Below are 24,675 nucleotides of genomic sequence, written 5' to 3'. Positions count from 1 at the left end.
ACGAGGTTTAGATTTTTCACAAAAACTTTCTATTCCCGTTCTTTCTAGAAATTGGCAAATTCTGCTCAAAGGCTTACAGGAAGTCAATAAAGCTGCACGTCCTATTCAAGCTGCTGAAATGGTATTGATTCGTCTTACCCATACTGCTGACCTGCCAACTCTTGATGAAGCCCTAAAAAACTTACACAAGAAAAAACATCTTTTACAATTACCGAAAATAACTCCCATCAAGAAACCAACAATGTAAATCATACCGTAAAAGCCGATGATGCGCACATTCATTCTTTCTCACAAATTTCAAACCCGCAGCAAAACCAACATAATTTAAAAACAGCCTTAGCTAATCAACCTAATCTTTCAATTCAACCAATAGAATCATTAAGAATTCAAACTCCTGAAAATACAGACTCTTTTGAAACAACAGAAAATCTTGATAAGATTCAAACTACCAAATCTTCTAACAATGTTGTTCATTTACCGTACGCTTCTTCTCCACCAGAAACGGAAACGACAGAACAAAAGTCCCTAAATATAAATTCCCTACATGATATCGTTAATTTAGCTGAACAACACCGTGAAATACATTTCAAATTGCTTGTCAAAGAATTTGTTCATCCTGTTTCTTTTGAACCGGAGCATATAACATTAAGACTTGCTGAAAATGCTCCGCGTTCACTAGCTCGCGATATAAAAAAAATGTTGTATCAATGGACTAAAAAACATTGGACAATAACCTTTGTCACCGAAGGAGGAGGACCAACTTTACAGGAAGAAAGTGCAGCCGCCCAAAGGGCTCTTTTTCTGATGTGGAAACAGATCCTGATATCGCAACAATTCTCAATCATTTCCCAGGAGCAAAAATTGTCGATATTCGTCTGAATAAACAAGAAAATGATCTTGATTTCACTCCTCATATCTTCGAAAATGAAAATAATGATCATACAAATGATGAATAAGGAAACTAATTGCTATGCGTGATATGATGGGCATGATGAAAAAAGCCAAAGAAATGCAAGAAAAAATGCAGCAAATGCAAGATGATTTGGCTAATTTGCATATAACAGGTACAGCTGGCGGCGGGCTCGTTAGTATCACCTTAAATGGTAAAAATACTATATCGGCAATCAAAATTGACCCGTCATTAATCAATCCTGAAGAGGTTGAAATACTTGAAGATCTCATTATGGCGGCTCATAATGAAGCCAAAGCAAAAATTGAAACGGCTATAGCAGAAAAACACAAAGTATAACAGCAGGTTTACCGATTCCACCAGGTTTCAAGCTCCCGTTTTAATAAAGTGGCTTTAATTTAATCTTTGGAATAATGGTATGTCTCAACATATTGCAGGCCCTGAAATTGAGCGCCTCATTCAACTTTTAGCGCGAATACCAGGTCTTGGACCACGTTCAGCACGTCGTGCTGCCCTTCATCTTATCAAGAAAAAAGAAATACTATTGGAGCCATTAGGAGCTGCAATACAAGAAGCTGTAAACAAAGTAAGCATTTGTTCTGTTTGTGGCAATGTAGATACAACTGATCCTTGTTTGATTTGTACAGATCCTCGTCGTGATAATACAACGATTATTGTTGTTGAAGATATTTCTGATCTTTGGGCTCTTGAACGAGCCGGAATTTTACCAGCGCGCTATCATGTACTAGGTGGACGACTATCCCCATTAGATGGAATAGGTCCAGATGAACTCAACATCACTTCTTTAATAAACCGTGTTATCAATGACTCAATTGCAGAAGTTATTCTAGCTGTTAATGCAACTGTTGAAGGGCAAACAACAGCACATTATATCACCGATCAACTCTCTTTTTTCAGTTAAAATTACCCGACTTGCCCATGGAGTACCGGTAGGTGGTGAACTAGATTATCTCGATGATGGAACTTTAGCTGCAGCCCTACGAGCGAGAACCAATCTTTAAAATATAATTTTTCTATCATCTTGTTATTTCTTCCATGGTATTTTAAAGAAAAAAATATCAAAAAGATTAAATAAGAGACTATATCTTCTCATAAAATTTCGCGCATTTTACTAATATACACACTTAAGACTGAGCGTATGATTTAGAAATTATAGAAAAATAGCTTCTTACACAAATACAGTTTGAAAAACTCTGGCAGTTTTATTAGAATTCATTAATTGACTAGTTTTTAAAATATCACACATTTCAGAGTAATAATTTCTTTTTAGTAAATATCCTGTGACTTAAAATCTAAATAACCCTGGATCTTTCATATTTGCCATATTCTTCTAATGCTGCATATAGATTTTATAGTTCTTTCTCGATTACCTCTTTAAATTGTAATACTTTTAATGATACCCTTGCGTGCACTTTTGCCATATTATATCAAGAAACATATTAAATATTAATCTAGTCTAAAAATATTCCCAAAAAGTAATGTTTATTAATATTGCAATTATCTTCAAACATTTGCAAAATATACAAAATAAAAATACTCAAAAAACTATAATTAACTTTCTATCTGTTGTTATATCCAGTTAAAATGCGTTCATGTTTATCCTTGCCATAGACACTGCCTCAATTTATTGCGCTGTTGCACTTACCCGTCATCAAGCTGTTATTGCGCGTATCAGCGAACACATTTTCAAAGCCATGCTGAAAAGCTCATTGGTCAGATACGCAAATAACTGATCAACTGGCATCACACTTGATCAAATGGATCGGATTGCCATTAACATCGGACCAGGGTCATTTACAGGTGTACGTACAGGTGTTTCGACTGCAAGAGCTTTAGCATTAGCACTAGAAATACCGGCTATTGGAGTGAGCACACTTGAAGCGTTAGCAAAACAAGCGCACAACAAAAATACTATGTCAACAATCACTGTTGTTATTGAAGCTGGTAGAGGAATGTTCTATTATCAGAGTTTTAACAAAGACCTTACAGCTTTATGTGCGCCTGGCTTACAAACACTTGAAAACATCATCGCAAATTACCACAACAAACAATATAACTGGTCCAGCTGCCGATATTATGCTGCACATATCAAAAACAATAAATAAACACCGCAACCATATTAGATTTCATCCCATGTGAAGCGGCTGACGTTTTAACTTATGCTCACCTTGCGGCAAACAACAACCACAAGCTGCACCTCCTCGTCCACTTTATTTACGCGATGCCGACGCAAAACAACATGCCAGTTTGTCTACCACGAAAAAATAATGGCTAAACTTTCACCCACAAAAAAATATTTTGAAATTGCATCACTACAAACTGATGATAGCGCTTGTCTTCATCAAATTCACCAAAATTGTTTTATTCCGGCTTGGGAAGAACAAACATTTGATCTGTTTTTAAAGATCATTCTATTTTCGGTTACAAAGTTTACCTTATTAATCAGCCTGATCAAATTTTAGGATTTTGTCTATGCCGTCTTATTCTTGATGAAGCAGAAATTATTACGATTGCTGTTCGACCTCATTACCAAAGGCAAGGAATTGGTTCTTTGCTTGTCGATAGTATACTTTGTTATCTTCAACATGCACGTGCCGCAAGCTATTTTTAGAAGTTGAAGAAACAAATCTTTCTGCCTTGGCTCTTATCGGCATTTTAAATTCAAAAAGATTGCAAACGTCTTGCTTATTATCAATCACCAAATGGCCGCAAAAATGCAATTATCATGCAAAAAACTTTTAAGCAAACAGATTGAGATTTGTGTAAAAAGCGTTTAGGAATGCATCATGAAGCAGTCGCATCTTAAGAATACACTTTCTATTTCTCCCCAAAAGGTTTTATCAAAACCTATGGATGTCAAATGAATACTTATGACAGCCAACGAATGAACGATAGTCTTAGTGCCGAAGGTTATGTAACCACACAAACACCAAATGATGCCGACCTTATTCTTGTTAACACTTGCCATATTCGTGAAAAAGCAGCAGAAAAACTTTATTCTGATCTTGGTCGCTTGCGGATGATACGTCAAAAACGTGCACCTGATAAACCTTTAATAATTGGTGTAACGGGCTGTGTTGCACAAGCCGAAGGAAATGAAATCTTGCGTCGTGCACCAACAGTAGATCTCGTTGTTGGGCCGCAAATGTATCATCGCTTGCCAGAGTTGTTAAAACAGGCCAAACAAGGAAAAAAAGTCGTTGAAACGAACTATGCTGTTGAAGATAAATTTACTCATTTACCACCTCATAATAAACATGCTGTTCAAAAACGAGGCGTTAGCGCATTTTTAACAATACAAGAAGGATGTGATAAATTTTGCACCTTTTGTGTTGTTCCTTATACACGAGGCGCTGAAACATCACGACCTGTTGAGCAAATTACTCACGAAGCCATCCAACTCATTGAAGCTGGTGTAAAAGAAATTACGCTTTTGGGGCAAAATGTAAATGGCTGGCATGGACAAAGTGCTAATGGTAAAACTTGGCGCCTTGGTGACCTTCTCTATCATCTTGCTAAACTTGATGGTTTAAAGCGATTGCGTTATACAACCAGTCATCCACGTGATATGGATGAAAGCCTTATTGCTGCACATCGCGATCTTGATATGCTTATGCCTTATCTGCACCTTCCCGTCCAATCGGGTTCAGATCGTATCTTAAAAGCAATGAATCGTCAGCATAAAAGTATTCATTATCTTCGACTCATTGAAAAAATTCGTACTGCACGACCAGACATTGCTTTTTCAGGCGATTTTATTGTGGGATTTCCAGGTGAAACTGATGAAGATTTTGAAGAAACCATTAAACTCATTAAACAAGTGGGTTACAGTTCAGCTTATTCTTTTAAATACTCACCGCGTCCTGGAACGCCTGGTGCTACAATGAAAAACCATGTTGATGAAACTGTAAAAAATTCTCGTCTTCAACGTTTACAAGCGCTCCTTCTTGACCAGCAACATACATTTTTACGTTCTAAAATTGGTCAAACAACCAATATCCTTATCGAAAAATCTGGTCGCCATCTTGGGCAAATGGTAGGTCGCTCCCCTTGGCTTTTACCTGTTGTCGTAGATGCACAAGTTTCTACAGGCACTATTATGGAGATTCATATTAAAAATGCGAGTTCAAATAGTTTTGTCGGAGAAAAAGTGAATATTTAAAAATACTCCTAAAATTTTGTTCAAAGTATTAACTTAAAAACTCTTTCATTTTAAAGAAAAAATTATATTTTAAATGTATCATACTTAAATAACACAGGAGAATAGGTTGAAACTATCAACCGAAAAACCAAAACACACTAAAAAGACAACAAACGCCTCCCCCAAAAACATTAATATTTTTGAAAAAAAGAACTTATCAGAAGTTCATCATATTGTTTTAACTTTTGAAAATAACAATTACGCAAAAATGGTTTTTGGAAAATTCGATGAAAATCTTTCTTATATTGAACAAAAACTCGGACTTAATATTTACCCGCGCGGTAACAAAGTTTCAATTAGTGGAAGTGCTGCTGCCACAAAACACGCGCAATACGCATTAGGCCAGCTCTATAAACTAGCAAAAACACGTCAAGAGCTTACTTTATCAGACACAGAAAGTGCAATTGCCATGGCAAATTTGCCAAATGAAAAGCAAAAGTCTCCAAAAACAATTCAATCTATGACAAAACATGTACCAATACAATTGAGCACTCATAAAAAAACAATCTATCCCCGCACCCAAACGCAAGAGGCTTATCTGCGAGCAATGGAGTGTTCTGAACTTGTTTTTGGCATAGGTCCAGCAGGAACCGGCAAAACATATCTTGCTGTTGTTCACGCTGTCACACTCTTAGAACGCGGTATTATTGAACGAATTATCCTTTCACGTCCTGCAGTTGAAACTGGAGAACGTCTTGGTTTTCTTCCTGGTGACCTCAAAGAAAAAGTTGATCCCTATTTACGCCCGCTTTATGATGCTCTTTACGATATGATGTCTGCTGAAAAGGTAGAACGCATTTTAGCTTCTGGAGTCATAGAAATTGCTCCTCTTGCTTTCATGCGCGGACGGACACTTGTTCATTCAGCTATCATCCTTGATGAAGCACAAAATACTACACCCATGCAAATGAAAATGTTCCTCACACGTCTTGGAGAAGGAGCGCGTGTTGTTGTTACAGGTGATATAAGCCAAATTGATCTTCCTGCAGGACAAAAGTCAGGTTTAACGGAAGCAATTCGCATTCTCTCAGATATAGAAAATATTTCGATCATTCGTTTTGACGAAAAAGATATTGTGCGCCATCCTCTTGTTGCTGCTATTGTGCGTGCTTATGATCGCGATTCTGGCAAACAAGCAAAAAAGTATCATTCTAATGATCTTGATTAAAAAATGAATTAAATCCATCATGATTACTATTGATATAACCATTGAAGATGCTGAATGGGATAATGAGGACGTACTTTATGACATCACCACAAAAGCATTAACCACCACAATGCACCATTTATCATTAAACAAAGTAACAAGTGAACTCAGCTTGCTTTTTACAAATGATGATCACATAGCACAAATCAATGCACAATGGCGCTCTCAAAACAAACCCACTAACGTTTTATCCTTTCCTGCTTTTCCTCTTAAAGTTGGACAAAGTCCTAAATTTATGCTCGGTGATATTATCATTGCGAGAGAAACTATTATGCGAGAAGCAAAAGAAGAAGGGAAATCATTTCAAGATCACCTGACACACATGATTGTTCATGGCCTCCTCCATCTTCTTGGTTACAATCATGAAACAAATGATGAAGCTAATCAAATGGAAAAACTAGAAAGAGAAATCCTTCAAAAGCTTTCCATAAAAAATCCCTATACTGAGTTGCTTTAAAATGATAAAAATCAAACTTTAGAAACCGATATTACACAATAAAACTTAAAGCATCTCATTATTATAAAAAGTAAGGCTTAGAAAATCTTAGAACCATGGTGGATAAAATTAGTACACACAATAATAACCAAATATCTTCTCATACTGAAGGAGCCTCTTCTCAACGAACAAATTACATAGAAAAAAATTCATTTCTAAGCCATTTGTTTTCATTCTTACGTGGACGTAATTCCACATCACTGCGTGATGATTTAACTGATGCCCTTGCTGCTCACAATGAAGATGATGCAACGCTCTTCTCACCTGAAGAGCGTATTATGTTGCACAATATTTTACGCTTACGTGAAACACGCATTGATGATGTGATGATTCCACGTTCTGAAATTGAAGCATTAGAAATAAATACTCCTCTTGGGGACGCTCTCGAATGTTTCGAAAAAATTGGTTATTCTCGTATGCCTGTTTATGCTGAAACTCTAGATGATCCACGAGGTATAATCCATATTCGTGATATCCTTAGTCATATAACCCGCTTTATCACCAGCTCAGCTTCCACAAAAAATGGACAGAAATCTGGTCTACTTCAGCTAAGTAATACAGAGAATTTACATACCCCAATTGGTGAACTAGATCTTATTCGAACAGTTCTATTTGTTCCAAGCTCCATGCTTGCCAGTAAATTATTAACACGTATGCAAGCCACACGAACACAAATGGCTTTGGTTATTGACGAATATGGTGGCACAGATGGTTTAGTTTCTATGGAAGATATTGTTGAGCTCATCGTTGGTGATATTGAAGATGAACACGACAATATCAACAATGTTATTGTGCGTGAACCCGACAATAAATGGCTTGTTGATGCAAGAACTGAATTAGAAGATGTGGAAAAAGCTCTCGGTCCTGATTTTATTGTAGGAGAACACGGTGATGAAGTCGATACCATTGGTGGTTTGATTGTTTCTATTCTTGATCGTATTCCTTCAAAAGGTGAAATCATTGAAGCCATACCTGGTTACAGATTCCGTATTTTAGAAGCTGATAACCGCCGGATTAAGCGATTGCGCATTGTTCGTATCTCAGAAAATGAGCACTTAACTGAAGAGGCTACTTTAAAAGGATAATGGTCAAGTGCTTTTTAATAAGCTCACAGCTTTCCTACTTTCTATCACTGGTTGGAAACGACAAATATGTGTTTTTTTATGTGGTGCGCTTACATCCTTTGCGCTCCCACCCTTTTATCTAACACCTGTCAGTTTTTTAACTTTTCCTATCTTTGTTATCTTACTTGATGCAATCAACACTATTCAAAATTTCAAAAAACGCCTTTTAATAAGTGCACTAACTTGCGGAAATTTTGGCTTTGGTTATTTTGTTTACAGCCTTTGGTGGGCAAGTAATGCTTTATTGATAGACCCGATCACTTATGCTTGGACAATACCATTTGTTATTTTTGGCCTTCCCATTTATCTTGCCCTTTATTGGTTTTTTGCTGGTTTTATTATTGGTTGGTTATGGACAAAAGGGATAGCGCGCTTCTTTGTTCTTGCTTTTGCATTGGGGTTAGCAGAATGGTTGCGCGCCATCTTGTTTACAGGATTTCCATGGAATGCTCTTGGCTACACAGCTATGCCAACCCCGATGTTCATGCAATCAGACATGATTGTAGGGCTTTATGGAATGAATATTCTTTCTGTTTTAGTTTATAGTTTACCTACAGTTTTACTCACAAATGAAAAAAAGAAATTTGCTCTTATTCTTTGTTTTCTACTTATATTAACCCATAGCATCTTTGGATTTTATCGACTGAATACAGCACCTAATATCGCTGATTATCAAAAAAGTAGCTATTGGGTACGCATTGTTCAACCTTCCATCCAACAAAACAAAAAGTTAAATAATACTACATCTGAAGATATATTCACAGCTCATCTAAACTTAAGTATGATGTCAGAAACTGATCAAACCTTAAAGCCTGACTTTATCGTATGGCCTGAAACATCTGTTCCTTATATTCTCACAGGTACTTCCGCTATCACAATGCGCATCGCCTCACTTCTTAAGCCACAACAATGGGCTATTATTGGTGCTGTGCGAGCCAATACTGACTTCCCTAATGCCCAAACACAATATTTTAATACAATTGAAGTCATTGACGCCAAGGGCAATATTCTTAACTCTTCCGATAAACTTCACCTAGTCCCTTTTGGTGAATACCTACCTTATCAAAATTTATTGAATAAAATTGGATTAAATGCCATTGCCGATAAAATTGGTGGATATAGCTCTGCTTCTGTGCGCCAAACTGTCATGATGCCAAATGGATTTTCTTATCTTCCTCTCATTTGCTATGAAGCCATATTTCCCCATGAAATGACTTTTAAAGGCCCTCCTCCTCAAGCAATTATTAATGTTACAAATGATGCATGGTTCGGCATAACACCTGGTCCGTACCAACATTTTCAACAAGCACGGCTGCGTGCAGTTGAACTAGGAATACCTCTTATACGAGCAGCTAACAATGGAATATCAGCTGTGATCGACCCTTACGGACGAATCGTTGATGCTCTTGAACAAAATGTTATTGGTTTTCTTGATTCTCCGATTCCATCACCAATTATTCTAATATGGAACAATGAATGCAGAATATTCTCTACTTTCATCTTATTCATTCTTATGCTATTGTACCGTATTAGTTTTGGCTTTACAAAACAATCTTAATGATTGAATGCTTATGTACAATATCATGTTATACGTACCAGTAACGTTGGGGAAAAGTATTACACATTATCCTAATTTATGATAAACTAACTTTACGTGCATCTAATATTGATTTGGAAACAAAGCGCTAAAATAAAGAGTTGCAGTATGACCGAAACTAGAAAAAAGCCCGATCCAATAGATGTTTATGTTGGCACTCGTATTCGTTTACGTCGTAATATGTTAGGTCTTACCCAAGAAAAACTAGGTGAGCAATTAGGTATTACTTTTCAGCAAATCCAAAAATATGAAAAAGGTACAAACCGTGTTGGTGCAAGTCGCCTTCAAGCAATTGCAGAAATTATGGATGTTCCTGTTTCTTATTTTTTGATAAAGGTATTACTCAATCTGCAGAGGGTTTTGCTGAAAGCGAAAGTAATTTTATGGATTTTTGCTCTAGCAGCGAAGGAATCCAATTAATGCGTGCTTTTACTAATATACTTGATGCTAAAGTACGTCGAAAAATCATTGATTTAGCAAAAGCTCTTTCTGAAGAAGATCAAACAAATAAATTATAAAAATAAAAATACATTTTTCCTTTAATATCGCCTCATAAATCAGCATTGACGATTTGCCATAGGATTGGCAAATAGAGCAAACTTCAAATAAATAATAAGAAAATGCCGGTTTTCTTTTCTGAGGGAGTTTTTATGCCGCATCAAAATTATTTTTTCACTAGTGAATCAGTATCCGAAGGGCATCCTGACAAAATCTGTGATCGCATTTCAGATGAAATCGTTGATATGGTTTATAAAGAAGCGCAGAAAACTGGAACTGATCCATGGTTAATGCGAATCGCTTGTGAAACTTTAGTGAGCATAAATCGCGTGGTTATTGCTGGTGAAGTACGTGTTCCTGATACACTCTTAAAAAGAGATAGAAATGGAGAATTTATCTATGATAAAATTGGCTCTCCTATTATCAATCCTACTCATTTTCGCGCAGCTGCGCGTCGAGCCATTCGTGCGATTGGTTATGAACAGGCAGGTTTTCATTGGAAAACTGTTAAAATTGATGTTCTTTTGCGTCAACAATCAGCTGATATTGCACAAGCGGTTGATAATGCAACTGATCGTCAAGGCCAAGAGGGAGCGGGCGATCAAGGTATTATGTTTGGATATGCTTGCCGTGAAACACCAGACCTTATGCCTGCGCCAATCTATTATGCGCACAAAATCTTAGAGCTTCTTGCTATAGCGCGCCATAAAAAAGAAGGAGAAGCTGGAAAACTGGGGCCAGACGCTAAAAGTCAAATAACAATACGATATAAAAATGGAAAACCTATAGAAGTAACGTCTATTGTTCTTTCAATACAACATTTGGATGAAAATTGGGATTCAAATAAAGTACAAACAGTGGTTGAGCCTTATATTCGCCAAGCTTTACGTGATATTCCTATTTCTGATGAATGCAGTTGGTATATTAACCCAACAGGCAAATTTGTTATTGGCGGCCCTCAAAGTGATGCAGGATTAACAGGACGCAAAATCATTGTTGATACTTATGGTGGCGCAGCACCCCATGGTGGAGGGGCGTTTTCAGGTAAAGACACAACAAAAGTTGACCGTTCTGCAGCATATGCTGCACGCTATCTAGCTAAGAATATTGTTGCAGCTGATTTAGCAGAACGGTGTACTATTCAACTTTCTTATGCAATTGGTGTTGCACAACCCTTATCTATTTACCTCAACCTTCACGGAACAGGAAAAGTAGATGAAAATACTATTGAAACCGCAATCCGCAAAATAATGGATCTTTCACCAACAGGTATCCGAAAACACCTTGGTCTTAACAAACCTATTTACGCCAAAACAGCTGCTTATGGCCATTTTGGGCGCAAACCAGAACATGACGGTTCATTTTCATGGGAAAAAACTGATCTAATTGCAACGCTTAAATCAATGATTAAAGTACCATGATTGCGCATAAAACACGTATGAGCGAAGCTTTTTTGGTCGCCGACAAGGAAAACGACTACGAAACAATCAACTTTCGTGTATAAAAACGCTTCTCCCTACTCTTAACATTGATTTAAATAAACCAGCACCCTTAGAGCTAACATCTTTATTTGCTACTCAAGTAAAGGAAGTCCGGCTTGAAATTGGTTTTGGTGGAGGTGAAAATTTGATTCATGAAATGGAACGTTTTCCACAAACTGGTTTTATCGGCGTAGAACCCTTTATTAATGGTATGGCAAAAATATTGGTCCATATTGAAAAACACACACATTATCAAAATCATCTTCGCCTTTATGATAATGATGCCACACAACTTCTTGATTGGCTGCCAACAGCATCACTTGATGGAATAGACCTTTTTTATCCCGATCCATGGCCTAAAAAAAAGCATTGGAAACGGCGATTTATCAATGCAAAAAACCTTAATCGTTTTGCTCGAGTTCTTAAGATAGGTAAAAATTTCCGTTTTGCCAGCGATATAGATACTTACGTTAATTGGACCCTATACCACTGCACACATCACGACAGTTTTGAATGGCAAGTAGAAAGTCCTAAAGATTGGAAAAACCCCTACCCGTCATGGCAGAGCACCCGTTATGAAGCAAAAGCTTTGCGTGAAGGCAGAACACCTGCTTATCTTACTTTTATTAGGAAATAGCTGATAAAACACTTTATCATGGACGACTTGAAAAACTTTAAATTTAAGAATATAATGAAACGGATTCTTCATCTTGTGATAAGGAGTGGGTTGTTTGAACCCGCTCTTTTTTAATATCAGTGGGTCAAAACAACTTGAATGATATAAACGAAACTGAAACAATAAATAACATTGATGAGCCACGTCTGTTTGAAGAAGATGGGATTGAAGGGCGTGTGGCTGCTCTTGTCTCACCATTGCTCAAACCTTTAAATTATCGTTTAATTCGCGTCAAATTCTCTGGTTTAAATGGCTTAACTCTTCAGATTATGGCTGAACGCACTGATGGCACCATGGCAATAGAAGATTGTGAAATTATTAGCCGCACTGTTTCGCCTTTTCTTGATGTGCAAAATGTCATTGAACGAAAATATCATTTGGAAATCTCATCTCCTGGTATTGATCGCCCATTGGTAAGAAAATCTGATTTTTTCAAATGGCAAGGACATATTGCAAAAATTGAAACTGGTGTTGTTATTAATGGGCGCCAAAAATTTCGCGGCACACTAACAAATATTACACAAAATAGCTTTACCTTAAATACCGATAAAGCTTCTCACGGAGAAATAGCGGATGTTTTGATTCCCTTCGCTGATGTTACGAATGCGCGTCTAGTGCTTACTGATGAACTTATTCGCGACGCACTGAAAAAAGATAAAGAGTTACGTCAACAGCTAATCCCTGAAGACAATTTTAATACTTTAACCGAGAAAACAAACTGTCAAAATTAATGTTAATTAGAATCATTCCGCTTGGATGGTATAAAAAAGGAGAAAATCTATGGCTATAAGCGCTAACAGGCTTGAACTTCTGCAAATCGCAGATGCTGTTGCACGCGAAAAGTCAATTGACCGTGAAATTGTCATTTCTGCAATGGCTGATGCTATACAGAAAGCAGCGCGTTCACGTTATGGTCAAGAAACCAATATCCGTGCTGAAATTAATTCTAAAACTGGTGAAATTAAATTGCAGCGTTTACTTCAAGTTGTTGATATCGTTGAAGATTATACAAATGAAATCGCTTTATCTGACGCCTTAAAACATCAAGTTGATATAAAAATTGGTGATTTTTTCTGTGATCCTTTACCTCCTATGGATTTTGGGCGCATTGCAGCACAATCTGCCAAACAGGTTATTGTCCAAAAAGTACGTGATGCGGAACGTGACCAGCAATTTGAAGAATTCAAAAATAAAGTTGGTGAAATAATTTCTGGTACAGTCAAGCGTGTAGAGTATGGTAACGTTATTGTCGATCTAGGACGTGGAGAAGCTATAATACGGCGTGATGAGCTAATTCCTCGTGAGTCCTTTCATTATGGAGATCGGATTCGTGCTTTTGTTAATGACGTACATCGTGAACAGCGAGGGCCGCAAATTTTCCTTTCGCGTACGCACCCTCAATTTATGGCAAAACTTTTTACCATGGAAGTGCCAGAAATTTATGATGGTATTATAGAAATTAAATCCGTTGCACGTGATCCAGGTTCGCGTGCCAAAATTGCTGTCGTCTCACGTGATGGTTCAATTGATCCTGTTGGAGCGTGCGTTGGAATGCGAGGAAGTCGGGTTCAAGCTGTTGTTGCAGAATTGCAAGGAGAAAAAATTGACATTATTCCTTGGTCACCTGATGCTGCAACATTTATTGTCAATGCATTACAGCCTGCTGAAGTTTCAAAAGTCGTTCTTGATGAAGATGCAGAACGTATTGAAGTTGTCGTTCCTGATGACCAACTCAGTCTCGCTATTGGGCGACGTGGGCAAAATGTTCGTTTAGCCTCGCAATTAACAGGATGGAGCATTGATATCTTAACAGAACAAGAAGAATCCGAAAATCGTCAAAAAGAATTTAATGAACGTAGTAAGCTTTTCATGGAATCCTTAGATGTTGACGAAATGGTCGGACAAGTTATGGCATCAGAAGGTTTTGCTTCAATTGAAGAAATTGCCTATGTTGATCTTGAAGAAATCGCTTCTATTGATGGTTTTGATAATGAAACTGCTTCAGAAATTCAAAGCCGTGCACGCGAATACCTAGAACGCAAAGAAAAAGAATTAGATGAAAAACGTAAAAAACTTGGTGTTGCTGATGAATTGCGATCACTTCCTGGCATGACAAACGCGATGTTGGTTGCTATTGGCGAAGATGGTATTAAAACAATAGACGATTTTGCAGGTTATGCAGTGGACGACTTAATTGGCTGGCGAGAACGCAAAGGAGGTCAAGTTCAGAACTTCTCTGGTATCTTAACCCCATTTGATATTACACGTACTGATGCAGAAGCTATGATTTTAGCTGCACGTGTGCAAGCAGGTTGGATATGTCAAACTGATTGTGTCGCAGAAAATTCTACAGAAAATGAGAAAACAGATAACGTGGATGAAGACACACTTTAAATAGGAGACACACTTTAAATGAATGAGCGGACCTGTATTGTGACAAAGAAGAGCGCTTCAACAACAGCGTTGATTCGCTTTGTCGTTGGTCCAAACAATCAAATTATCCCCGATCTTAAAGCTAATTTGCCCGGGCGTGGTATTTGGGTCTCTGCTCATTATAATACCGTTGAAGAAGCAATTAAACGTAAAGCTTTTAGCAAAAATCTTAAAACAGATGTGGAGGTTGCTTCAAATCTTGCTAATATTGTGGATAAACTCCTCCTAAAATCTGCCCTTGGGAGCCTTTCTATGGCGCGAAAAGCAGGTGCTGTTGTCACAGGTTTAACCAAAGTTGATTCTGCTATCCGCTCTGGTCAGGTTGCTCTTGTGTTGCATGCAAAAGAAGCTACGGAAGATGGTAAACGGAAAATTTTACAAGCAATCTATGCAATACAACAGAAAACGAATCAGGATATAAAAGTTTTATCTTTATTTACAAGCGATGAAATGAGTGTGGTTTTTGGAGCTAATCTTGTGATACATGCAGCCTTATTGAATACAAAATCTGCAGAGGGTTTTAGCAAAACGATAAACAAATTGATCGCCTATCGTAACGAGAAATACAATAAGCCTTGTGAGATGACGGCAAAAGCCGTGAAGGAAATACAATGAGTGAAAATAATAATGACAAGATAACAGCTAAAAAGACGCTGACCCTCAAACGAACAGGGCTAGAAACTAGTATGGTCAAACAAAATTTTAGTCATGGCCGTACAAAAGCTGTAGTTGTCGAAACTAAACGACGTAAAATTACACGTCCTGATGAAAAAGTTGAGACATCATTGTCAATTACTAAACCGCATGTGGCTCAACCACGCTCCAAACCGCGGTTTGAAGAAAAAGCAACGAGTAAACCTATAGCCCAAAAATCTGTGGCTCAAAGTAATCTTTCTTCAGCTGAAATAGAAGCAAGATTTCGTGCTTTAGAAGAAGCAAAAATCCAAGAACAGATAACGCGTCAACAAGCTGAAGAAAAAGAAAGACGTGCCAAAGAACGTGAAGAAAGCTTGCGTTTACAAGCTGCTCAAGAAAAAATGAAACAGCAAGACACTCAACACACTGCTGTACAAACTCAAACTTTTTCTCCTGCAGTCTCTCTAACAGAACCAATAGAATCAGCAAAGGCAGCTACCCCGTTTAAAAATACAGCTTCAATCGAAAAACGCGCCATAGATGACAATGAAGACGAAGAAAAGCGTAACCGTCGCGCTAATCTTTCTAAATCAGAAATACGTGCACCTAAAGCTGTAAAAGGTGCCGATGAACGCCGCCGCGGAAAACTCACACTTAATAGTGCCTTAGATGAAGAAGGCAGTGCACGTGGCCGTTCAATGGCTGCAATGCGCCGCAGACAGGAAAAATTTAAACGTGCTCAAAACCAAGAGCCACGGGAAAAAATTTCTCGTGAAGTTATTCTTCCTGAAACTATTACCATTCAAGAACTTGCGCAACGTATGGCTGAGCGCTCTGTTGATGTTATAAAATTTCTGATGAAACAGGGCCAAATGATGAAGCCCGGCGATGTTATTGATGTAGATACTGCTGAGCTTATCGCTATTGAATTCGGTCATACAGTTAAATGTGTCTCAGAATCAGATGTAGAAGAAGGTATCTTTAATATAGCTGATGACCCTCAAAAAATGCGGCAACGTCCACCAGTGGTAACAATTATGGGTCATGTCGATCACGGAAAAACATCTTTGCTCGATGCTATTCGCAAAGCCAATGTTGCATCTAATGAAGCAGGTAGTATTACGCAACATATTGGTGCTTATCAAATTGAACAAAATGGACAGAAGATTACCTTTATTGATACACCCGGACACTCTGCCTTTACAGCCATGCGTGCTCGAGGTGCTCAAATTACTGATATTGCTATTCTGGTAATCGCTGCAGATGATAGTGTTATGCCGCAAACAATTGAATCAATCAATCATGCAAAAGCTGCTGGTGTGCCTATTATTGTTGCCATTAACAAAACTGATAAACCAACTGCTGATGCACAAAAAGTGCGCACAGAACTTATGCAACACGAAGTTTTCGTGGAATCCATGGGTGGGGAAACTTTAGAGGTTGAAGTTTCTGCTAAAACTGGTCAAAATCTTGATAAACTTCTAGAAGCTATTCTTCTTCAAGCTGAAATTCTTGACCTGAAAGCAGACCCAGAGCGAACTGCAGAAGGTATTGTTATTGAAGCAAAACTTGATAGAGGACGTGGATCCATTGCAACTGTTCTTGTTCAAAAAGGTGCATTGCATCTTTCCAACATTATCGTAGCAGGTAATGAATGGGGCCGTGTTCGTGCTTTAATTGATGATCATGGTAACCATATTAAACAAGCGGGTCCTTCTACACCGGTCGAAATTTTAGGTATGCAAGGTACACCGCAAGCTGGTGACCGTTTTGCCGTTGTAGTGAATGAAGAAAAAGCACGTGAAATTTCTGAATACCGTCAACGATTAGCACGTGATAAAGCTGTAGCACGAAAAGCTGGTTCTCGTGGTTCTCTTGAACAAATGATGACAAAACTGCAAACCGCTGGCATAAAAGAATTTCCGCTTATTATTAAAGGAGATGTTCGGGGATCTATTGAAGCGATTGCATCAGTATTAGAAAAGCTAGGAAATGAGGAAGTACGTGCCCGTATTGTTCATTCTGGTACTGGAGGAATTACTGAAAGTGATATTTCTCTTGCTGCAGCATCTAATTCTGCTGTTATTGGTTTTAATGTCCGAGCTAATAAACAAGTGCGTGATTTAGCCGCAGCTCAAGGAATCGAAATTCGCTATTATAACATCATTTACGATCTTGTTGACGATGTCAAAGCGGCCATGTCAGGATTACTTTCACCAGAAAAACGTGAAACGTTTCTTGGTAATGCTGAAATTTTGGAAGTCTTTAATATTACAAAAATTGGAAAAGTTGCTGGTTGTCGAGTTACAGAAGGTAAAATAGAACGGGGAGCAAGTGTTCGTCTCATTCGGGATAATATTGTTATTCATGAAGGAAAACTTAAAACACTTAAACGTTTCAAAGATGAAGTTAATGAAGTGCAAGTTAGCCAAGAATGTGGGATAGCATTTGAAAATTATGAAGATACACGTATCGGCGATATTGTTGAAATTTTCCGAGTCGAGCACATTAATCGCACATTATAAAATCACCTGATAACTTTCCTCTCTATTAAAAGAGAGAAATTTTTGGATTGGTGAATGGTGTCTCTTTCCTTTTTAATTTTTTAAAAAAGTAAAGAGAAGAGAAATTGTAATAAAGGTTATGAGTTCAATGAAAAACACAGGTCCATCACAACGGCAATTAAGAGTGGGAGAACAAGTTCGCCACGTGTTAGCTCATATACTACAACGAGATATTTTACTTGATGATGCCTTAAAAGGTGTTGTTATTTCTATCTCTGAAGTACGTATGTCAGCAGATCTGAAAATTGCTACTTGCTTTGTTTCTCCACTCAGTATTGTTCACGATATTTCTCATACTGCTATTATAGAAGTTTTAAATAAACATAGTCGTTTTATCCGTAAAGAAATTAGCCATCAATTGCGACAAATGAAATACATGCCTGAATTACGTTTTCGGTTTGATAATAGTTTTGATAATTTTTCAAAAATTGATGCTCTACTCCATTCACCTGAAGTAGCACGCGATCTTCTTTATAATAACGAGCCTGAAAATTAAAAGAGCATGGCACAACAACGCAAAAAAAAAGGTCGTTCTATCTCTGGTTGGATAATTCTTGACAAACCAAAAGGAATGAGATCAACAGAAGCTGTCTCACAAATCAAATGGCTCTTTAATGCACAAAAAGCAGGGCATGCAGGTACACTTGATCCACTTGCTTCTGGTATGTTACCTATTGCATTAGGTGAAGCAACCAAAACTATTCCTTATGTTATGGAAGGTATCAAAACCTATCACTTTCATGTAGCTTGGGGAGAAGAGCGTTCAACAGATGATCTCGAAGGTGAAGTAATTAAAACAGCGATTCAACGTCCAACACAAGAAGATATCCTCGCCCTTTTACCCAAATATACAGGTGTTATTTTACAAACACCTCCAAAATTTTCTGCAATTAAAATTGCCGGTAATCGTGCTTATGATCTAGCCCGTGCAGGCGAGATTGTTGAAATTCCACCCCGCGAAGTGAAAATTGAATCCCTCAAACTTACTGGAACCACCACACAAGGACATTCCATTTTTGAAATAACATGCGGAAAAGGAACATATGTACGCTCCTTAGCGCGCGATATGGGACGTGACCTTGGTTGTTATGGATATATTGCTGACTTACGCCGTGTCGCAGTGGCTCCTTTTAATGAAAATGATCTCATTCCATGGAGTAAATTAGAGGCAGCTGTAATACATAAAGACGAAAAAGGAGAAAATTATGCATTTTCCAAACGGGATTTCTCTATACTTGATGAACTACTAACTGAAACAAAGGCCGCATTAGTTCACTTACCTCATTACACCATAAGCGAAAATCAAGTACAGCATTTAAAAACGGGCAATCCAGTACTCTTACGTAATCAAAATGCATGTATTGATGAAAATGATGTTTGTATAATCCACAAAGACCAACTTCTCGCTATAGGTACTATTGAAAAAAACCAATTCAAACCAAAACGTATTTTCACAAATAGATGAACTTCTTTCTATCTGCGATAACCTCTTTATGGAACAAAGTATTTTCCTACACTTATTACAAATAATTGGTCCATTTTACCACTTTATATCCAAACCGTTCTACTAAAATCATTGCTCTGTAGAAAGCTTCAAATATACCTCATCAGCCTGTGGTATTGTTTGCCACTCAATCATACGATGTATTCTTATACCATCGGGTGCACAATTTAATCGACTAAGATGTTTATTCACTTCTGCATCTGCTTTTATAGCACGATAATTATGGCGTAGATAATCTACCCATGTTGGCATATGATAAACTTCTGTCCAACAGCCAGGTTTTCCAAGATTACGTACAAGAACCCATTGGCGAGCGCCATCACGTCGACGAATATGACGACGACGTGCCATAACTTCAAGAAATTCTTTGAGATCATTTTCATTGATTTGATAATCAATCATAATCATGATAGGACCACTACATGCTTCCAAGTCAAGCAAAACTTGTGGTTCTTTAAATTGATCAAGTGGATCAAAATCTATCTGAGGAATTTCTTGGATTTTAAACTTTATACCCGCAAGAGCTCCTAAAATTAAAAAGAGAGCACAAACACTCAAAGCCACTGTTGGAGAATAAGCATCAGCAAATACACCCCAGATCACACTACCAACTGCCATACCACCATAAGATGCAGTTTGATAAAGTGCTAAAGCACGCGCAACAACCCAACGTGGTGTGGAAAGTTGCACAGATGTATTAAACAGCGACAACGCTAAAACCCAAAATAAACCAGCAGGAAATAAAACAAGATGGCTTACAACAATTGAACGACTTACTGCTAAAACAAAGCAAACAAAAGAAAAGCCAATAAATGAAGTCGCAACAATTGTTTCTGAATTAAAACAATGCCGTATATACGAATTAACAAAGCCAGCTGTAATCGCACCTATACCAAAACAACCAAGTAACGTACCATAGAGAAGGGCACTTCCCCCAAGAATGTCACATGCAACAATTGGTAACAGAGCAGAAACCGAAATCGTCCCGATACCAAAAAGAAATGCTCTGGCCATAACGCTTAAAAGATTAGGCGACATCACAACATAACGCAAACCATCTGCTATAGCCCCTAAAAATTTCTCTCGCGGCAATGGTAATGTATTGGTCTTATAGTTGGGTTTCCATAAAAATAAAGCACTCGTTAAAGGAATATAACTCATAGCATTTAATAAAAAAGCAACCGTTCCACCTAGAGTAGCAATAACAGCTCCTCCGATAGCAGGACCTATACTGCGCATTAAATTAAAGCCAATACTATTTAGAGTAACAGCAGTAGGGATATTTTCTCTACTTACAATATCCCCCATTGTTGCTTGCCAAGCAGGATTATGAAAAGCAAGCCCACATCCAATCAAAAATGTAAAGCACAGTAAAAGCCAAGGCGTTATCAATCCTAAATAGGATAAAACAGTCAAATTAATTGATACAATTATCATAACTATTTGTGCAAATAACATAATCTGACGCCGATTAAAATTATCGGCTAATGCTCCTGCCATCAGAGAAAAAACAACAAGCGGTAATACTGTAGCACCTTGAACAAGCCCAACCATGAAATGCGATGAACTAATCAAAGTCATCAGCCAACTTGCCCCTACAGCTTGTATAACAACTCCTAAATTAAAAATGAGAGTCGCTGACCATAAATTTCGAAACACTGAATTTCGAAAAAGCTTTAACGTTAGAATTTTCTGCATCTTTTGTCTCCAAATCGGCAGTCTAATCTTCTTTTTACCATAAACACATTGCGCAAAGCTGCAATCTTTCTCTCAAATAGATATGCCATATTTCATAAAATAGCCTTAAACTAAACAACTTTATTTCTAAAGAAGATCTTCAATATACTTTCAAGGGCTAGTATTTTGTTCTTCTTTCTTATATAAATGCCAAAGCAAGTAAGAATTTTTGTTCTTCTTGGTTTTCATAGACCCTCGCTGGACGACATCTCGGCTATGGGTGACTGTTGTTTCCTCATTTTTTGAAAGGATGATATGATGTCGATTACAGCTGAACGTAAACACGCTCTCATTACAGAATATGCAACTAAAACCGGTGATACAGGCTCGCCAGAAGTGCAAGTTGCTGTTCTTTCTGAACGTATTTCTAATTTAACTAATCATTTTAAATCTCACAAAAAGGACAATCATTCTCGTCGTGGCCTTTTAAAGATGGTTTCTAAACGCCGTCGCCTTCTTGATTACCTTAAAGAAATTGACCAAGATCGCTATCAGGTATTGATCGGAAAATTAGGTTTGCGTCGCTAAAACAAAGTAAATGGATGTTTTTTACAAAAAACATCCATTTATGTCGGCTTACTGCTTTCATCTTCAAAATTGATAAAAAATTTTCATACGGCAGGATTGCCAGTTGCTTCATATCTCAATTGTGATTTATTCTTATCTTTGCGAAAAAAACAGAAGCATCTTGTTGTCTTGCCCGCATTTAAAAGTAAACATACAAAACTAGAACGTGAACACTGGCCATTAAGGATAAAAAATGTTTAAAACCCATAAGGTAGAAATTGAATGGGCCGGTCGGCCACTCATCCTCGAAACAGGAAAAATTGCACGTCAAGCTGATGGTGCAGTTATTGCAACCTACGGTGAAACCATCGTCTTGGCAACCGTCGTTTCAGCAAAAAATCCAAAACCAGATCAAGATTTTTTTCCATTAACCGTCAATTATCAAGAAAAAACCTATGCTGTCGGTAAAATACCAGGCGGCTATTTCAAACGCGAAAGTCGGCCGAGTGAAAATGAAACATTGATTTCACGTTTGATTGATCGTCCGATTCGTCCTCTTTTTGTCGACGGTTATAAGAATGACACTCAAGTCATTGCCTCTGTTATACAGCATGATTTAGAAAACAACCCTGATATTCTTGCTATGATTGCATCCTCTGCTGCATTAACTTTATCAGGCATTCCTTTTGTAGGTCCTATTGCTGGTGCAAGAGTTGGTTATTGTAATGGACAATATGTTCTCAATCCTCACATTGATGAAATGCCCGAATCAAAACTTGATCTTGTCGTCGCTGGAACAGAAAATGCCGTGTTAATGGTTGAATCAGAAGCCCAAGAATTACCTGAAGATGTCATGCTTGGTGCTGTTATATTTGGTCAAAAAGGTTTTCAACCAGTTATTGACGCTATCATTAAACTTGCCGAAGTTGCTGCAAAAGAACCGCGCGATTTCATTCCAGAAGATTTATCTGACCTTGAAACAACTATGCTTGAAATGGTCGAAAAAGACCTCCAAAAAGCTTACACAATCACCGATAAACAAGAACGTCATACCGCAATTGACGCTATTAAGGCAAACGTTGTCGACAAATTTATGTCGAAAATAGAGGAAAATTGTGAATTTAATGCTGATCAAATTGCCACTGTTTTCAAGCATTTACAGGCTAAAATTGTTCGCCAAAATATTCTTGATACTGGAAAACGCATTGATGGACGCACCCTTTCAACTGTACGTTCAATTCAATCAGAAGTTGGTATTTTACCTCGTGCACATGGGTCAGCGCTGTTTACCCGTGGTGAAACACAAGCACTTGTTATCGCAACCTTGGGAACTAGTGAAGACGAACAATACATTGACTCATTAACAGGAACGTACAAAGAAACATTCTTACTCCACTACAATTTTCCACCTTTTTCAGTAGGTGAAACAGGACGTATTAGTTCTCCTGGTCGTCGAGAAATTGGTCATGGTAAATTGGCATGGCGTGCTATTCACCCAATATTGCCAACAAAAGACTCTTTCCCTTACACTATTCGTGCTGTATCGGAAATTACTGAATCTAATGGATCATCTTCAATGGCAACTGTCTGCGGGACTTCACTTGCGCTTATGGATGCAGGTGTTCCTTTGGCTCGCCCTGTTGCAGGTATTGCAATGGGCTTGATTAAAGAAGGTGAACGTTTTGCTATTTTGTCTGATATTTTAGGTGATGAAGATCATCTTGGTGATATGGACTTTAAAGTAGCAGGTACAAAAAACGGTATCACATCTTTGCAAATGGACATTAAAATTGATGGTATTACCGAAGAAATTATGAAAATAGCACTTGAGCAAGCCAAAGATGGTCGAATCCATATTCTCAATGAAATGTCAAAAGCCTTAACCAGTGCACGTGATGAACTAAGCGAGTTTTCTCCACGTATAGAAATGATGAACATTCCTGTAGATAAAATTCGCGATGTTATTGGTTCTGGTGGAAAAGTAATTCGGGAAATCGTTGAACAAACTGGAGCTAAAATTAATATTGAAGATAATGGGGCAATTAAGATTGCTTCTACCGATGCTAAAGCCATTGAAGCAGCAAAACGTTGGATTCATTCGATTGTTGATGAGCCCGAAATTGGTGCTATTTATCAAGGAACAGTTGTAAAAACCGCAGAATTTGGTGCATTTGTGAACTTTTTTGGTTCACGCGATGGACTCGTCCATATTTCCCAACTGGCATCAGAACGCGTAGAAAAAACAACTGATATCGTTAAAGAGGGTGATAAAGTTTGGGTTAAATTAATGGGTTTTGATGAACGCGGTAAAATTCGATTATCGATGAAAGTTGTTGACCAACAAACCGGGAAAGAAATTGCTGTCGATGATTCAATAAAGTCAGAAAAAGAAAATAGTTCTGATAAAAAAAGTAATACTGAACGCAAACGTCGCAGTAAGAAAAAAGAAAATTGAGCTTTTGCTTATTATCCATGATAAAAAATGCTATCCTCACGTTAGGATAGCATTTTTTTTGAAAGAACCCAATGTGCCACTGTTGTTATCTTGAAAAATATGATTTCCTTCAACTTAACCCAAATTAATATTGATTGTTTTTTGATTCAATTAAGGTACTCAATGAATAATAAGTACAAACTTTTAAATTATAATCGTCTTAGTAACTAAACTTCTTAAAATCTACCAATGTCAAATTCCGTCTCTTCTGCAAACAAACTAAACCTTTACTTATGATAGTGTGTTTTTACAATTTGATAAATACCGTGGTTTTCACTAAAAATAGCTTCTGGGATTTGTCTAAATAGGTTAAATACATAAATTGTCATTAACAAAAATCAACTAGCAAACATCACTTCAATGATAAAATAGATAAATTATATTAGTGATAAATTACCCAAAATCACAGCCTTGTATTTTGATTTTGAGTATCACAATCTATAATAGATAGGTACAATATTTTATTGTTTCGTTCACACCACCACTCAGTCTTGAAAATAAATTTCATAACATTTCTGATATGTTTTTATGGTCGTTACTGTTCCAGAATCTGCCATATTTGTTCCGTATATTTCTGGAAAAGCTTTTA

General features: G+C 37.5%; 15 protein-coding genes and 7 pseudogenes. 21 read left to right on the top strand and 1 reads right to left on the bottom strand.

Going from position 1 to position 24,675, the window contains the following annotated elements; genetic code table 11:
* The 19 genes and pseudogenes from BWD121_RS07725 to truB form a co-directional block, all read left to right on the top strand.
* Positions 1 to 956: pseudogene (locus BWD121_RS07725) on the top strand (DNA polymerase III subunit gamma/tau); the annotation flags it as partial.
* A gap of 14 nt (positions 957 to 970) precedes the next feature.
* A pseudogene (locus BWD121_RS07720) lies at positions 971 to 1,293 on the top strand (YbaB/EbfC family nucleoid-associated protein).
* A 35-nt stretch (positions 1,294 to 1,328) separates the two neighbouring features.
* Positions 1,329 to 1,932 (top strand): annotated as a pseudogene (recR, locus tag BWD121_RS07715) (recombination mediator RecR).
* Between the two features lie 756 nt (positions 1,933 to 2,688).
* Positions 2,689 to 3,036, top strand: a complete 348-nt coding sequence (gene tsaB, locus BWD121_RS08560) for a tRNA (adenosine(37)-N6)-threonylcarbamoyltransferase complex dimerization subunit type 1 TsaB (RefSeq protein ID WP_240536704.1) — start codon at positions 2,689 to 2,691, stop codon at positions 3,034 to 3,036.
* 162 nt (positions 3,037 to 3,198) lie between these two features.
* Positions 3,199 to 3,686, top strand: a pseudogene (locus tag BWD121_RS07705) (GNAT family N-acetyltransferase).
* Between the two features lie 31 nt (positions 3,687 to 3,717).
* Positions 3,718 to 5,093, top strand: a pseudogene (gene miaB, locus BWD121_RS07700) (tRNA (N6-isopentenyl adenosine(37)-C2)-methylthiotransferase MiaB).
* A 106-nt stretch (positions 5,094 to 5,199) separates the two neighbouring features.
* Positions 5,200 to 6,300 carry a PhoH family protein gene (locus BWD121_RS07695; protein WP_078662854.1) on the top strand — a complete coding sequence of 367 codons (1,101 nt, stop codon included), beginning with the start codon at positions 5,200 to 5,202 and terminating at the stop codon, positions 6,298 to 6,300.
* Positions 6,301 to 6,319: 19 nt separating this feature from the next.
* Positions 6,320 to 6,796: an rRNA maturation RNase YbeY gene (gene ybeY, locus BWD121_RS07690; protein WP_078662853.1), complete on the top strand. Its 477-nt coding sequence runs from the start codon at positions 6,320 to 6,322 to the stop codon at positions 6,794 to 6,796.
* A 95-nt stretch (positions 6,797 to 6,891) separates the two neighbouring features.
* Positions 6,892 to 7,920 (top strand): hemolysin family protein, encoded by a 1,029-nt coding sequence (locus tag BWD121_RS07685; protein WP_078662852.1) that lies wholly within the window; start codon positions 6,892 to 6,894, stop codon positions 7,918 to 7,920.
* Between the two features lie 7 nt (positions 7,921 to 7,927).
* Positions 7,928 to 9,517, top strand: coding sequence for an apolipoprotein N-acyltransferase (gene lnt / locus BWD121_RS07680; RefSeq protein WP_078662851.1), 1,590 nt, complete (start codon positions 7,928 to 7,930; stop codon positions 9,515 to 9,517).
* Positions 9,518 to 9,664: 147 nt separating this feature from the next.
* A pseudogene (locus BWD121_RS07675) lies at positions 9,665 to 10,074 on the top strand (helix-turn-helix transcriptional regulator).
* Between the two features lie 132 nt (positions 10,075 to 10,206).
* A complete protein-coding gene (metK, locus tag BWD121_RS07670) occupies positions 10,207 to 11,475 on the top strand; it encodes a methionine adenosyltransferase (protein ID WP_078664027.1) in 1,269 nt (422 codons plus the stop codon).
* Positions 11,472 to 12,172, top strand: a pseudogene (locus BWD121_RS07665) (tRNA (guanine(46)-N(7))-methyltransferase TrmB). Before metK ends, BWD121_RS07665 begins: the two are co-directional and overlap by 4 nt.
* Positions 12,173 to 12,315: 143 nt before the next feature.
* Entirely contained in the window at positions 12,316 to 12,942 is a 627-nt protein-coding gene (gene rimP / locus BWD121_RS07660; protein ID WP_078664026.1) for a ribosome maturation factor RimP, read from the top strand.
* Positions 12,943 to 12,991: 49 nt separating this feature from the next.
* Positions 12,992 to 14,605: a transcription termination factor NusA gene (gene nusA, locus BWD121_RS07655; RefSeq protein WP_010703288.1), complete on the top strand. Its 1,614-nt coding sequence runs from the start codon at positions 12,992 to 12,994 to the stop codon at positions 14,603 to 14,605.
* 18 nt (positions 14,606 to 14,623) lie between these two features.
* The gene (locus BWD121_RS07650; protein WP_078662848.1) at positions 14,624 to 15,259 is read left to right on the top strand and encodes an RNA-binding protein; all 636 of its coding nucleotides are present in this window, start codon (positions 14,624 to 14,626) and stop codon (positions 15,257 to 15,259) included.
* Positions 15,256 to 17,805, top strand: a complete 2,550-nt coding sequence (infB, locus tag BWD121_RS07645) for a translation initiation factor IF-2 (RefSeq protein WP_078664025.1) — start codon at positions 15,256 to 15,258, stop codon at positions 17,803 to 17,805. Before BWD121_RS07650 ends, infB begins: the two co-directional genes overlap by 4 nt.
* Positions 17,806 to 17,932: 127 nt before the next feature.
* Positions 17,933 to 18,340, top strand: a complete 408-nt coding sequence (rbfA, locus tag BWD121_RS07640) for a 30S ribosome-binding factor RbfA (protein WP_078662847.1) — start codon at positions 17,933 to 17,935, stop codon at positions 18,338 to 18,340.
* A gap of 6 nt (positions 18,341 to 18,346) precedes the next feature.
* A complete protein-coding gene (truB, locus tag BWD121_RS07635; RefSeq protein WP_078664024.1) occupies positions 18,347 to 19,309 on the top strand; it encodes a tRNA pseudouridine(55) synthase TruB in 963 nt (320 codons plus the stop codon).
* Positions 19,310 to 19,417: 108 nt separating this feature from the next.
* Here the strand turns inward: truB and BWD121_RS07630 are convergent, their stop codons facing one another.
* Positions 19,418 to 21,046: an MFS transporter gene (locus BWD121_RS07630; protein ID WP_078664023.1), complete on the bottom strand. Its 1,629-nt coding sequence runs from the start codon at positions 21,044 to 21,046 to the stop codon at positions 19,418 to 19,420.
* Between the two features lie 297 nt (positions 21,047 to 21,343).
* On the opposite strand from BWD121_RS07630, the gene rpsO reads away from it, so the two are divergent.
* The gene (rpsO, locus tag BWD121_RS07625; protein WP_007476079.1) at positions 21,344 to 21,613 is read left to right on the top strand and encodes a 30S ribosomal protein S15; all 270 of its coding nucleotides are present in this window, start codon (positions 21,344 to 21,346) and stop codon (positions 21,611 to 21,613) included.
* A gap of 232 nt (positions 21,614 to 21,845) precedes the next feature.
* Positions 21,846 to 24,047, top strand: a complete 2,202-nt coding sequence (gene pnp, locus BWD121_RS07620) for a polyribonucleotide nucleotidyltransferase (protein WP_078664022.1) — start codon at positions 21,846 to 21,848, stop codon at positions 24,045 to 24,047.
* The last annotated feature ends 628 nt before the right edge of the window (positions 24,048 to 24,675 follow it).

Source organism: Bartonella sp. WD12.1 (genome assembly GCF_002022415.1).
Lineage (GTDB): Bacteria > Pseudomonadota > Alphaproteobacteria > Rhizobiales > Rhizobiaceae > Bartonella.
The sequence above is the reverse complement of the archived record's forward strand: the minus strand, read 5'-3'. Positions and strand labels throughout refer to the sequence as shown.